Genomic DNA, 12,674 nt, shown 5'->3' on the forward strand with positions numbered 1-12,674 from the left:
CAAATGGCTACAAACGACTCTTCCGAAACAATAGATAGTAATGGTAAAAAAAAATGCGGTATAATTATGCCAATTTCTTATACAGAGGGCTATCAAGCTTCTCATTGGTCTGATGTCTTGACGATTGTATCGGAAGCTATAAATGAAGCTAACTTTGAGCCTAACTTGGTCAGCAATGATGAAGCGATTGGCTTAATTCACGAGCGGATTGTGAATAATATTTATAGTAATGAAATGGTGGTTTGTGATGTTAGTTCGAAGAATCCTAATGTTATGTTCGAGTTAGGTCTGCGTTTAGCTTTTGATAAGCCAGTTATAATTATTAAAGACGAACGCACAACTTATTCATTTGATACCAGTCCTATTGAGCATTTATCATATCCATCATCGCTCCGATTTGGAGATATAATGACGTTTAAAATAGAACTCACAAAAAAAATAAGAGCGACTTATACAAAGTCATTAAAAAAGGATTTTTCTCCTTTCTTAAAAAGTTTTGGAAAGATGATTATTCCAACCAAAATAGAGGGCAAGGAAGTTCCAGAATTAGATTTTCTAAAAAATGAAATTTCTTATTTAAGAGCCGATATGCAAAGGCTTATAAAGAATTATCTAAAACAGAGCAAAGTTTTTAATGAGAGTGATAATACTGAAGGAGTTTATTACTCGATTGCTAAATTGTATACTACTTTTTGCTTTAACCACCAAAATAATGCCCAATCCTATATTCATTTTCTGGATTTCGCAAGGCCTCAGCTAGTAACATCAGGTTTTACAAACGAACAAGCTACGAATTATATAATGACATATTGGCAAACAATGAGAGATTTGCCATTTTGAATATGATTTCCTAAGACAATTTATATTTTTTATAATTAATTATTGATCAGTTTGTTATTATAACCAAATGAAATTATAAATATATATATTATGAAAATGCCATTTGTGCCTTGTGTTCTAAAGACTTTAGGACTTACGCTATTTTTCTTTACACTTTTTGACATATCCTCGTCTTGTGCTCAATCTTTCAAAGAAAGGTTCAAAGTAAATGTTAGAAGATTGCTTAATCCAAATATTTATGGGACGAGAGCTAATCTTAAGGCTAAGCTGATTGCAACATCAGATGGAAATCTTTTAGATAATCAACCAATATATTATCTGAAACCCGATCCTAAAAATGGGTTTAATTATTTAGATTATAGAATTTACAACGAGAATGAGGGTGGTAACGTAATCATTCGTCCGCTAAATTATGCTTCAATATCTTCGGATGATATGAGTATACGTCCAGTTGAAAGTGAGCCTGACTCTATCAATAATGCCCGTAATTATTTGTTTTCAGTGACACCTGCTGATTTTACAGTTGGGACAAAAGTTGAAAAACAAGTTCATCTCATCGCTATACCTCTCTTACATCCGTTTAAACTTAGAGGGCGGACTAGTTTAGGATTAGGAAATGAAGAGTTAAAACCTACACTAACTACTGATTTCACAGTTGGATACTCATTTGGAGTTCGATTAAGGATGGGTAATTATTTAAGATCAAATTTTTTTACTTTAATTCCTTGGGGTTTTGGTATTGGTAATACTAAGTATTTTAACGCTAAAGACTTAATAAATAAAGTTGATGCGGCTGCCGTCACATATCGGACGCATGGAATTCTGTTCACCTTAAAAAAAGTAAATCTTGGTGCTTTTGCTGGAAAAGATGCTATGATATATAGTCAAAAGGACTGGGCATACCAAGGTAAATGGTGGTTCTCATTTGGTGTAGGCTATCAGTTCAAGTAATTTATCCTCTTGTATAAGAAAAGGAATGTATTCATGATTTACACATATTTTCCTAATCCGTTTCCTGAAGTACTTTTAAGTATTTGATAATCAGTTAAAATTCAAAATCAAGTGGGCCCACGAAACACGAAAATTACCCTAAAAAACCCCGAAAACAGCCTGTTTTCGGGGTTTTTCCGTTTCCTAATAAAAATCCACGCCAATTTTTCCTAATTCTCTCCTAATGGGAAATCATCAGACGTTTATATTAATAAGTACCTAAATGTTCTATTTGCGCCTATAACGTACACCGCCCGTAATACCTTTGGAACCTTGTTCATTGAATTAGGCGGTGATGCCATTACGGCTGAAGGATTATATGGGCCATTCAAATCTTGAAACCACTATGAAGTATGTCCACATTAGCGAGAAGCGGAAGAAGGAGAAGATCAATGTGTTCGATAAGCTTTTTAAGAAGGATATTGGAATGCAAGAAGTTGCTTAATTTTTCTTTTTAGTCTTCAAGTGTTAAGGGTTCAATATCGTGTATATTCAATACCTGTGTATGCGGTGAAAAAATGAAAAGTTCATCGTTGTGCCTACTATGAATGTTTTTCCATACAAGTTTGCCCGCACTATTAGAACCGTATAAGCTTTTCTTTGCTGATAAAGTATATTCTAAACGCTCGGGGTCGAAGCTTTTAATTTGATAAATAGTTGCGCCGTATAAACGAAGGTAACGTTTGAAAAAGCTTTCACTAAAAACAATATTGTATCCTTGGAGCTTGTTTTCGACACTTGGATAAATTATGCCCTGGCAATCGTACCCAAATAGTACTTTAACTATTGCGCTTGTTAGCCAATATATATTATTTATTACGGACTGTGATGATACAAATAACTCTCCAATAAGTCTATCTAAGTCTTTAATATTATATGGTAATGACTCATTAAATTTATTACATTGATTTAAAAACTTATGAGCAGGCTTACTTTGGTCTAAATGCCTTGAAATTTGCTCGTTACCGAGGACGAAGCCGTTAAATTCAATAGGTATGGTGTCATCCAACGGGGCGTTTCTTTTACTACACCAGCGTGAAACAGCTACAAATTGATTGATTTTCTCGTTAGCTCTAACCTCAAAAATTGGAATCGTATTATCATTAGAGCCGTAAAATATTGGTCTGTTAGGTGAATTGCATCTATTGATTCCGGCGATATATGCAGGAGGTATACCAAATTTATCAATTTTGTCAAACCAGGATTCATCCTTATGAACCACAGCGCGATGGATGCTTCTAAATGACAACACTAGTTTTTTTTGCTTAAAGCCAGCTTCGTCTAATAAAAGTTTTATTTCTCGATAGAGGTAACTCTTATTAATAAATGGTTTATTTAAATGGTCTTGAATTTTAGCTAAGCGGTTTAAATAATTAGTGCTCTTTGTCATATTGAATTAAGACTTTTTTTAATATAATTATTATTTAGTACTTCCACAAATCTACTTCAGCCGGAATGATGTTTTCATCAGCACCCAACACCGCTTTTATGCTGCCGATGATATAATCAACACCCCGGATATGCACCTTATTTCGAAAACGGAAGGTTGCCAAATCTGCCGGAGTCAGGTACAGAATCTTCCGGATCAGGAACGTATTAGGCTTAAACCGTTTGAAGGCTCTCCATTAGAAACATTCCCCGAATAGTCCCGCCCTTTAGCCGTTTCACCCAGGGAGGAGAGGGGCCGTTAACTCATTCTTTCCGGTATTCTACCTCCCCGTTTTTTTCGCTCCGGTTTATCTATTCGAACACCAGCCACCCACAACCGCTTACGAACCGACGTGCGCAGTGGTCATTGTTAAAATCCAGGTTCATTGTTGTCTCCTGAAAAGCGCACCTTTCAAGAGGTTATAAAATGATTAACCTGCTCAACTTTACCAGATTACCCTTCTCATGAGTTGTATTCTTGATTCAATTCGTCAACCACTGCAGATTGTTTATTTGCAGGGCGCCAGCAACTACACCTGGATTCATTACCGTGATGGGCAGAAGCTGTTGCTGTCGAAACCCCTGCTTTATTTTGAAACGGCCCTGCCCAATTTTTTGCGGGTGCATAAAACGGCCCTGGTCAATCCCCGCTATATTCAGGATGTGACGGCCCCTCCCCGGCGGAAAATGCCGGGCCATATTCACCTGACAAACGGCATTACCCTGCCGGTCGGCCGTCGCCGGTGGCACCCATTATTGCAGGACATCCATCAGGCCGTTCAACTCTCGGATGAAGGCAGAACTACTTTTTATACTCACCCGGCTACCCGGGCCGAGTCTACCCAGCCCGTCGCCCGGCAGCGGCTTTACGTGGCGATGGCGAATGAAATCAAGGCCGGTCTGGTCCGGCAGCTTATCGAAGATCACTGGCCTGAGTGGGGAATACACGTTTTTAATTCGGGATCGGGCCTGCTCAAAACGCTGGCCGCGAGTGAGGAAACCAGTCTGCCGGGGATGATTCTGCTGGATGCGGGTCCGCAACCGGCCCGCAGTTTATCCGTGCTGGAAACGATCAAGAATGCGGGCAAACTTAAACGGATCCCCACCCTGCTGATGGCCGAATCAGACCACGGCGACCTCGTCGAGCAGGGGTACGCCGTGGGGGCCAATTCCGTCATTCTGCACCCAACGCATCCGTCCCATTTTGTTCAGGCCCTGGAACGGGTTTGCCGGTATTGGCTCAGAATGGTTTCGGCACCCCGGTTTGCAGGTTGCCTCAACTAGGGGCTGGTCCAGGCCGGAACCTCATTTAGTAACCTATGTTCAATCTTTCCAGGACCGGGCCTGGTTCTTTACGCTAACGGGATGATTATGTTCCATAAATTAAAATCAGATCATGTTCTATCACGACAAAAAATTGCAGTACAAAGTCCGGGTTGAAAAACCGAACCCAACGTTTGCTCGGGCACTTCAACAAGCTATCGGCGGTGTTGAGGGCGAAATTCGGGTGTGTTTACAGTACTTATTTCAGGCCTGGAACTCCCGCGGACCGGTTCGTTATCGGGATATGCTGCTCGATACCGGTACGGAAGAAATTTCCCACATTGAGATGTTAGCTACGGCCGTTGCGTTGAACCTGGAAGGGGCGTCCAACGACCTGATTGATGATCTGGTAGGCAAAAACCCGCTTGTTGAAGCCATCATGGGTGGCATGGACCCCCGCCATTACCTTTCGGGTGGCCTGGGTGCTATGGCCGCCGATGCCAATGGTGTGCCTTTCAACGGCTCCTGGGTGGTTAGTTCGGGCAACACGGCCGCCGATATGTACGCCAACGTCATGGCCGAATCAACCGGACGGCTGCTGGCCACGCGGTTGTATTCACTGACCGACGACCCCGGCATGAAAGATATGCTGTCCTTCCTGATCGCCCGCGACACCATGCACCAGAACCAGTGGCTGGCCGTATTGGAAGAACTGGGTCACGGTGATTTGCGCAACGTCCACCCAATTCCCAACAGCTTCCCGCAGGCAAACGAGCATCAGGAGTTTAGCTACACGTTTGTGAATACCAACGTGGATAAAGAAGCCTCGGTGGGTGAAAACCGGCGCTGGACCGAAGGACCGTCTATCGATGGCCGGTCGACCTTCCGCGAGATGCCTGCCCAACCCTTCGGCAATGAGCCCCAACTGGGACCGCCTGCACCGTCTGCGTTTGCCCAAACCGAGCAGATGCAGCACCCGGGTGATAAGCAGTGACAAACAAGATGTAAATTTTGTGGTTTGTTTCGTTTAGAAACGGTTCCTCCGGAAGACTTCGTTGAAGAAGGCCCTTTCGAGGAACCGTTTTTTTAGAAGAGTTTACTGACTGAGTGATCCGAAAAGATAATGACCCTGCTTGTTCTGACCGCTACTGTGCAGGCCGTCTATTACGTGCTGACCGGTATCTGGCCCATCCTGAGCATTGATACGTTTCAGCGGGTAACGGGGCCGAAAACCGACCTCTGGCTGGTTAAAATGATTGGGGCGTTGTTTGCCGTCATTGGCCTGACCATCGGTGTGGCGGTCCTTTATGCCGACATCGACCGGACGGTGGCTGTTCTGGCAATAAGCTGCGCCGTGGCTGTTATCATCGTTGATGTCTGGTACGTAAGCAGGCGGGTGATCAGCCGGGTTTATTTGCTGGATGCGTTAGCCGAAGTCTTCCTGCTGATTGGCTGGAGTCTGGGGCTTTTTCTGGCGGGCTAGGCTGATGATCCGTTTTTATAAATGAACACCATAACCGGGGCGCTTACTTATGTTTGTTGTCGATCAACCTGCTATCGCTATTGTCCTTTGTCTGCTCACCATGCTGTTCTGGGGTTCCTGGACCAATGGGCAGAAAATCGTCACGCAATCCGCTCCGTTGCCGGTTTTCTACCGCGACTACGTGTACGGTATTGTTGGCACATCCATTCTGGTGGCCTTTACCCTGGGAAGCCTGGGCGATCAGGGCCGTTCGGTTTGGGAAGATCTGCAACAGGCCAAGGTCGCCAATCTGGGGCTGGCGTTTGCCGGAGGGGTGATTTTCAACCTCGGAAACTGGCTGCTGGCTTCGGGCATCAACCGCTCCGGTATTGCCATTGCCATGCCCATCGGAACGGGCCTTTCGCTGGCCGTTGGGCTGGTGGTCAATTACATTGCTGAGCCAACCGGCAGCCTGCCGCTGCTAATTGCGGGTGGGGTAGCGGTTTTGGTCGCCATTGCCTTCAGTGCCCTGGCGTATCTGGCCAAAGAGGAAGGAGAATCGTCCGGCGATTCCGATAAGACGGGGATCTGGATTGCGCTGGCGGGCGGTCTGGTCGCCGGTTTTTTCTTTCGGACGGTTTCGGCTTCCATTGCCCAGGATATCATGAACCCCGAACCCGGTATGCTTACGCCTTATTCGGCCCTGTTGCTTTTCTCCATTGGCATCGGGCTAAGCAACCCGCTGATTGAACGATTGGTGAAGCGGTTTAAACTCGCCGGTGATGAGGAGCCGGATCATTCCATCAACTTCCGCCAGCACAGCATTGGTCTGGCCAGCGGTTTTATCTGGAGTCTCGGAATGGCGGCTCTGCTGGTCGGATCGCCCAAAGCCGGTGATGCCGTTTCGTATGGCCTGAGTCAGGGAGCCACCATCGTTTCGGTGCTGTGGGGCCTGTTTCTCTGGAAGGAATTTGAGGGCGCTCCACCCAAAGCCAATCGCTACCTCTGGCTGATGGGAGCAACATACGTAGCGGGGCTTGTCCTGATTATTTTTGCCCGTGCCTGATGGGATCGTTTCGCCTTTTCCGTAAACACCAGGATGTCGATGGGTGGTTTCTCCCCGTTGTCTCATTCTCCAGCCTGATTAGCTGACCAATTGGCAGAAAGGGAGTTATATGGAAAAAACTCTCAAAATCCTAACTCAGGCTGTCGTTTATGGAAAGCAAAGCAAAAGTGCTGGGGCATCCGGCACACCCTATTCTCATTGTATTTCCGCTGGGGCTGCTGGCTACTTCGGTTATCTTCAATGTGGTTTACCTGATTACCGATAATCCTACCATGTCGGTGGTTTCGTACTGGATGACCGTGGCCGGTATCTGGGGCGGTCTGATCGCTTCCGTGCCGGGGGTGATCGACTGGGCCGCCATTCCGTCCGGGACCCGGGCCAAGCGGGTAGGGGCTATGCATGGACTGGGTAATGTGCTGGTTCTGATTCTGTTCGTGCTTAGTTGGTTCCTACGGCGGAATGAACCGTCTTACCTGCCCTCCACGCTTGATCTGATACTTTCGTTTCTGGGATTTGCCATTGCCGGGGTTACGGGTTGGTTAGGGGGCGAACTGGTAGACCGGCTCGGTGTTGGTGTTGACCAGCACGCTAACCTCAACGCCCCGAACGCTTTATCGGTCCCGAATTTACGGGAAAGCGGAGTCCGTCCGTCCGGGCCACAGGCTCACTAGTTAGAACAACCTCCTGTTGGTAGGGTTACCTTACTGATGAGCTGCTTTAGGTCAACAGACAAAAACCGAATAACCGTATGTTAGCTATGAATTATCGCGGGCCCCAACGTGTCCGCGTCAGTCAGAAACCCATGCCCGAAATCAAGCACCCGGAAGATGCGATTGTCCGGGTGACCCGTTCCTGCATCTGCGGTTCGGATTTGCACTTGTACAATGGCAATGTTCCCGACACACGGGTGGGAACAACCTTCGGCCATGAATTTATCGGGATTGTCGAAGAGATAGGCCCGGAAGTACATAAACTAAAAGTGGGCGATCACGTTATTGTGCCGTTTAACATCTCCTGCGGAAAATGCCACTTTTGTCGGCAGGGACTCTACGGGAACTGCCATGAATCCAACCCGCAGGCTACGGCGGTGGGCGGTATTTTTGGCTACTCCCACACGGCGGGCGGCTTCGATGGCGGGCAGGCCGAATTTGTTCGGGTACCGTACGCCAACGTCGGCCCCACCGTTATTCCGCCGGGCATGGACCCGGACGATGCCGTACTGCTGACGGACGTGGTACCAACGGGGTATCAGGCCGCCGAAATGGGCGGTATTCAGCCCGGCGATACCGTCGTTGTGTTTGGAGCGGGGCCGGTTGGCATCATGGCGGCCCGGTGTTCGTGGCTGTTCGGGGCCGGTCGGGTCATTGTCATCGACCAGTACGAATACCGCCTGGAGTTTGTGCGCAATTACGCCCCCTGCGAAGCGTATAATTTCAGAGAAATGGACGATCCGGTCGTGTTTATCAAGAAAGCCACCGACTGGATGGGTGCTGATGTGGTCATTGATGCCGTAGGGGCAGAAGCCGCCGGAAGTCCGCTGCAAACCATTACGGGCCGCAAAACGCTGATTCAGGCAGGTTCGGCAACGGCTTTGCACTGGGCCATCAATTCGGTCAAAAAAGGCGGTATTGTTTCAATTGTCGGGGTCTATGGTCCAACGGATAACCTGGTTCCGATTGGCAACGTGGTCAACAAAGGGCTGACGCTCCGGGCCAACCAGGCTTCGGTGAAACGGCTGCTGCCGCGGCTCATTGAGCACGTTCAAAACGGGGTGCTGAATCCCAAAGCGATGATTACTCACCGCGTCCCGCTGGAAGATGCCGCCGATGCGTACCGGATTTTCTCCGACAAGCTGGACAATTGCATCAAACCCGTTCTTATTCCACCATCAGCCCGCATTTAATCATGGAAAATCCCGTAAAAGATCCTACCGCCGATCTGGCTCAGAAAACCGATCTGGCTCAGAAATATGCTCACATCAAGGGTTGGGGCATCGACGCTGATCCGAAAAACGATCCGACGTACCCCATCAAACACCGGACAGATGCTGAGCAAACAGGCTATAGCTGGGAGCGACCTACCCAGCAGCCCGTTGATACCGAGATCCTGCGTTCCATCGAACGGCCCAACATCAGTGCGGTTTTCGGGACATCTTCGCCCCCTTCCGGATTGAGCGGAGCCATTCGCCGGTATGCCTTCAAATACAGCGAGTCGGAATATGGCCACTGGCTGCCGTTGATACTGGCCGACCGTGTCAACGCCGTGGAGGGCATCATTGATGACATCAAGCAGGGCCACATTCCGAACATCTTTGCCGAAAGGGGCTGGAAAGCGCAGTGGCAACACAATCCGAAAGGGCTCGCCCGCAAAGTTCTGATTGGGGCGGCTGCGGCTCTGACGGTTTATATGCTGGTCACCCGAAACGATAATGACGACGACGATTAGGCAATTCGTTTCTTACAGATAAAAGGGGCAGGTGTGCAGGCAAAACAGAGCCGGTACACCTGCCCCTTTTTTATAGGAATGGGCTGACACCAGTCGGTTTTAACGACTCGCACCGGTTACGGACGGGCTTCTTTGCCTGCATGGAGGGAGGCCAATGCGCTGTTAAAGCAATGCATAAACCGTTCGGGTTCTTCGAAAATGGGGCTGTGGGCCGAGTTAGTAAACGTAAACAACCGTTTTTGGGGCGCGGTAAGCTGGTTGAAATACCGCCGGGCAATGGGATAGGGCGTTTGATAATCATGTACGCCCTGAAAAAGAAAGTAGGGGACTTTTAACTCCGGCGCTACTGTTGGCAAATCAATAGCAACCACGGCGGGCCACAAATACCGCACGGATTCCTGAGCGCCCCGTGCATAATGAAGCTTATCGGTTAGCGTGTATTCCGGACTCAACAGAATGCTCCGAATGAAGAGGGGGAAAAAGTGGCCCCGATACATACCACCGCCGTACCGGGCGACCAGTTCCCGTTGCCACGTCAGGTAATCCAGCCAGGCATCCGGCGGATAGGGCGGGCGGCCCTGGCGCAGCAGTTTCGTCGCCTGCCGGTCGTTTCCGTGCAGCCGTGCCTGCTGGAGTACCCAATCATAAGACACCTGTTCGGCTTCCAGTTGCCGGGCAATCTGGCTGATGCAGAATAGGGCTCGGAAGTGTTCCGGGTATTTTTTGACGGTCAGCACCCCCAGAAGAGTTCCCCAGGAGTGCGCCAAGACATAAATTTTAGGCTGACCAAAGCGACGGCATAAATACCGGCTAACCTGGGCCGCATCGTCCACCAGGGTTTCCACCGTAAAAGGCGGGCGGCCCGGCTGAGGCTGAAACACGTCCGCTGAATAAGACTTTCCCGAACCCCGCTGATCCCAGTTGACCACTACAAAATGTTTCTCCAGTTCATGGCCCGTCAGCAGCGACAATTCCGGCAAACCGGGACCGCCGTGTAGAAACAGCAGCACCGGTTTGGTGCGGTCCTGCCCACGAATAAGCAGCCATTGCCGGGTGCCGTTGACGGTGATGGGTGTCCATTCGGCAATACTCCAGGGTAGCGGCTGACCATTGGGGCCGGTGATCGGGGTTGTTTCGCCGGTACTGCGCCAGGCGAGATAACCCACCGCCATGACCAGCAGGAGGGCGATTCCTCCAACCAGCCAGCGGACCACTCTGCGGACGTGTTTCCCCATTTTATTCCCGTTCAGGACCGTTCTGCGCAACGGCCACGTCAGGTTTCGGTAGACTGGCCATTACGTCCCGGGGTTTTAGCGTTCTGGCGGCTGACTGCCGGATAAAAGTCCCGGGAGTTCAGCAAACCAGCCGGTACGGTTAGTTCGCCGGTTTTAGGATCGATTAAGCCGTTGCGTTCGTCTTCGATGTTCGTAGCCTGGGTGTAGATATCCCCCGCAATGTCGTGTTGCCGCAGCGCCTGCTTGAACTGCCGAATCCGGTCGGTCCGTTCCGAAGATTCGGCGGGGCCGCCGTAGTCGGCAAACCCGAAGCCACCCCACTCACTGATGACGAAAGGAACCTGTCGGCGGTAAAAAAACGGATCGCCCACCACCAGCGGAAAAGCCGCTACATCCGAAAGTTCGCCCGCCGATAGCCGGTTGAGCAGTTCGTTCCAGCGTTCCAGATCGGGCGTATAGAGGTGGGCCGTCAGCAAGTCGGATTTTAATCTTCCCTCAAACGAAACATGCTGCCAGCCGTCGTTATCGACCACCAGAAACTGCGGGTGCGCCAGTTGCATGTAGTGGTACATATCCATGATATACTGGCGCGTTTCCGGATTGGTGGCAATATCCTGCGCCCCCCAATCTTCATTATAAAGGCTCCAGATCACCACGGAAGGGTGCGTACCGATCAGGGCGACCATCCGGAGTAGTTCGGCCCGGTGATTTTCACGACTCAGGGCCGTGGAGACGTGGGTGCTGGGGACTTCCACCCACAACAGCAGCCCCAGTTCGTCGGCCAGGTTGTAAATGCGCGGATCAATTCCGGCAATATGCACACGCACCAGGTTGCAGCCCAGCTCTTTCATCGCCAGCATATGCCGCTGCATTTCCTCGAACGTCGCTGTACCGGGCTGGTAAAGAATACCGTCCAGGTAAATCGGTTCGTTGTTTAGATAGATATACCGGCCCCGGGCTTCGATTTTGCGTAACCCGAAATGCGTTTCGATTTGCGCTGCATACCCGTCCTGATCAATAAGTTGCGCGACGAGTTTATAACGGATGGGATTTTCGGGCGACCAGAGTTGGGCATTCTCCAGATCGAGCACGACGCGTTGCTGCTTTTGTCCCACACTCAGGCGCAACGGGTAGTCAGACGTTGCTATTGGGGTCGTTTCGCCCGGTGCAAAGACTTGCAAACGCAGCACGTAATCGCCCGGATCATGAATCCGGGTGGTCAGGCTAAACCGCACCAGCCGATCTTCCACGATGCTCACCACGCCCACGCGCGACCGCAACCGGTTTCGTTCAACGGTTTCCAGCCACACACTCCGGACGGGGCCGGTGTAGGTATGGTACCAGATACCGCCCCGTTTATAAACGTGGGATTCCTGCTTGCCACGCGGAATTTCAGCATCCATCGTGTCGGCAATCCGTACGGTAAGCCGGTTGACCGGGCGTAGGTATTCTTCGGGGAGTTCATACGAAAACGACGTGTATTCCCCAAAATGGACCGCTTCATCTTCGATGGTACGAAGCGGATGGCCATTTAGCCAGACGCGGGTTTCGTAGCCGCAGGCACCAAAGGTGAGCTGAATCATGGACCGGTTGGCGGATTCGCTTCGGGCCGGAAGGGTAAATTCCCGTTCGTACCAGGCCACAACTTTATCCTGCCAGCCGGTTGCGTTGAGTTGCTCGTGTGCCTGAGCGATATGCTCCTCAACGGAGCCGGGCCAGTGGGCCGTTACGGCATACGAATGGCCCAGACACCACTGGTCCTGTAGGCCGCGGTCGTCAGCGTCGATGGCAAAGCGCCATGCACCGTCAAGTAAGAGATAATCGTTCGGCCGCAAAACCGCTCTGGGAAGTTCGTTGACCGGTTCGGCGGCCTCAGAGCGACTGGCCGAAAAACTCGTATTAGGGTGCTTTACCTCCATAGAAAACAAGAAATTGTGAAAACCGT

The 12,674-nt window shown here is 49.6% G+C and carries 12 protein-coding genes; 9 read left to right on the forward strand and 3 right to left on the reverse strand.

Features of this window, described 5'->3' with window-relative positions; translation table 11 throughout:
- Positions 1-3: 3 nt before the first annotated feature.
- Positions 4-840, forward strand: coding sequence for a hypothetical protein (locus LX87_RS20500; protein WP_111630144.1), 837 nt, complete (start codon positions 4-6; stop codon positions 838-840).
- 90 nt (positions 841-930) lie between these two features.
- Entirely contained in the window at positions 931-1,791 is an 861-nt protein-coding gene (locus tag LX87_RS20505) for a hypothetical protein (protein ID WP_111630145.1), read from the forward strand.
- A gap of 493 nt (positions 1,792-2,284) precedes the next feature.
- On the opposite strand, the gene LX87_RS20515 is transcribed toward LX87_RS20505, so the two are convergent.
- Positions 2,285-3,220, reverse strand: coding sequence for a hypothetical protein (locus LX87_RS20515; protein ID WP_111630147.1), 936 nt, complete (start codon positions 3,218-3,220; stop codon positions 2,285-2,287).
- A 503-nt stretch (positions 3,221-3,723) separates the two neighbouring features.
- Here LX87_RS20515 and LX87_RS20520 point away from each other — a divergent pair.
- The 7 genes from LX87_RS20520 (at position 3,724) to LX87_RS20550 (ending at position 9,494) form a co-directional block, all read left to right on the forward strand.
- Positions 3,724-4,542: a response regulator transcription factor gene (locus LX87_RS20520; RefSeq protein WP_111630148.1), complete on the forward strand. Its 819-nt coding sequence runs from the start codon at positions 3,724-3,726 to the stop codon at positions 4,540-4,542.
- A gap of 112 nt (positions 4,543-4,654) precedes the next feature.
- Positions 4,655-5,515, forward strand: a complete 861-nt coding sequence (locus LX87_RS20525) for a manganese catalase family protein (RefSeq protein ID WP_111630149.1) — start codon at positions 4,655-4,657, stop codon at positions 5,513-5,515.
- A gap of 129 nt (positions 5,516-5,644) precedes the next feature.
- The gene (locus tag LX87_RS20530; RefSeq protein ID WP_111630150.1) at positions 5,645-6,004 is read left to right on the forward strand and encodes a hypothetical protein; all 360 of its coding nucleotides are present in this window, start codon (positions 5,645-5,647) and stop codon (positions 6,002-6,004) included.
- A gap of 49 nt (positions 6,005-6,053) precedes the next feature.
- Complete coding sequence (locus tag LX87_RS20535) at positions 6,054-7,049, forward strand: GRP family sugar transporter (protein WP_111630151.1); 996 nt, start codon at positions 6,054-6,056, stop codon at positions 7,047-7,049.
- 149 nt (positions 7,050-7,198) lie between these two features.
- Positions 7,199-7,720, forward strand: a complete 522-nt coding sequence (locus LX87_RS20540; protein ID WP_111630152.1) for a DUF2231 domain-containing protein — start codon at positions 7,199-7,201, stop codon at positions 7,718-7,720.
- 77 nt (positions 7,721-7,797) lie between these two features.
- The gene (locus LX87_RS20545; protein WP_111630153.1) at positions 7,798-8,952 is read left to right on the forward strand and encodes a zinc-dependent alcohol dehydrogenase; all 1,155 of its coding nucleotides are present in this window, start codon (positions 7,798-7,800) and stop codon (positions 8,950-8,952) included.
- Between the two features lie 2 nt (positions 8,953-8,954).
- Entirely contained in the window at positions 8,955-9,494 is a 540-nt protein-coding gene (locus LX87_RS20550) for a hypothetical protein (RefSeq protein ID WP_111630154.1), read from the forward strand.
- Between the two features lie 116 nt (positions 9,495-9,610).
- Here LX87_RS20550 and LX87_RS20555 read toward each other — a convergent pair whose 3' ends face one another.
- Together LX87_RS20555 and LX87_RS20560 are read right to left on the reverse strand one after the other, a co-directional pair.
- Positions 9,611-10,759 carry an alpha/beta fold hydrolase gene (locus LX87_RS20555; protein ID WP_229310746.1) on the reverse strand — a complete coding sequence of 383 codons (1,149 nt, stop codon included), beginning with the start codon at positions 10,757-10,759 and terminating at the stop codon, positions 9,611-9,613.
- Between the two features lie 8 nt (positions 10,760-10,767).
- Positions 10,768-12,648: a glycoside hydrolase family 2 protein gene (locus tag LX87_RS20560; protein WP_111630155.1), complete on the reverse strand. Its 1,881-nt coding sequence runs from the start codon at positions 12,646-12,648 to the stop codon at positions 10,768-10,770.
- Between the last annotated feature and the right edge of the window lie 26 nt (positions 12,649-12,674).

This window comes from Larkinella arboricola (assembly GCF_003259745.1).
In the GTDB taxonomy this organism is placed as follows: domain Bacteria; phylum Bacteroidota; class Bacteroidia; order Cytophagales; family Spirosomataceae; genus Larkinella; species Larkinella arboricola.

Coding starts and splice junctions, on each gene's coding strand:
- LX87_RS20500 (WP_111630144.1), top strand. CDS start 4: ATGGCTACAAACGACTCTTCCGAAACAATAGATAGTAATGGTAAAAAA.
- LX87_RS20505 (WP_111630145.1), top strand. CDS start 931: ATGAAAATGCCATTTGTGCCTTGTGTTCTAAAGACTTTAGGACTTACG.
- LX87_RS20515 (WP_111630147.1), bottom strand. CDS start 3,220: ATGACAAAGAGCACTAATTATTTAAACCGCTTAGCTAAAATTCAAGAC.
- LX87_RS20520 (WP_111630148.1), top strand. CDS start 3,724: ATGAGTTGTATTCTTGATTCAATTCGTCAACCACTGCAGATTGTTTAT.
- LX87_RS20525 (WP_111630149.1), top strand. CDS start 4,655: ATGTTCTATCACGACAAAAAATTGCAGTACAAAGTCCGGGTTGAAAAA.
- LX87_RS20530 (WP_111630150.1), top strand. CDS start 5,645: ATGACCCTGCTTGTTCTGACCGCTACTGTGCAGGCCGTCTATTACGTG.
- LX87_RS20535 (WP_111630151.1), top strand. CDS start 6,054: ATGTTTGTTGTCGATCAACCTGCTATCGCTATTGTCCTTTGTCTGCTC.
- LX87_RS20540 (WP_111630152.1), top strand. CDS start 7,199: ATGGAAAGCAAAGCAAAAGTGCTGGGGCATCCGGCACACCCTATTCTC.
- LX87_RS20545 (WP_111630153.1), top strand. CDS start 7,798: ATGTTAGCTATGAATTATCGCGGGCCCCAACGTGTCCGCGTCAGTCAG.
- LX87_RS20550 (WP_111630154.1), top strand. CDS start 8,955: ATGGAAAATCCCGTAAAAGATCCTACCGCCGATCTGGCTCAGAAAACC.
- LX87_RS20560 (WP_111630155.1), bottom strand. CDS start 12,648: ATGGAGGTAAAGCACCCTAATACGAGTTTTTCGGCCAGTCGCTCTGAG.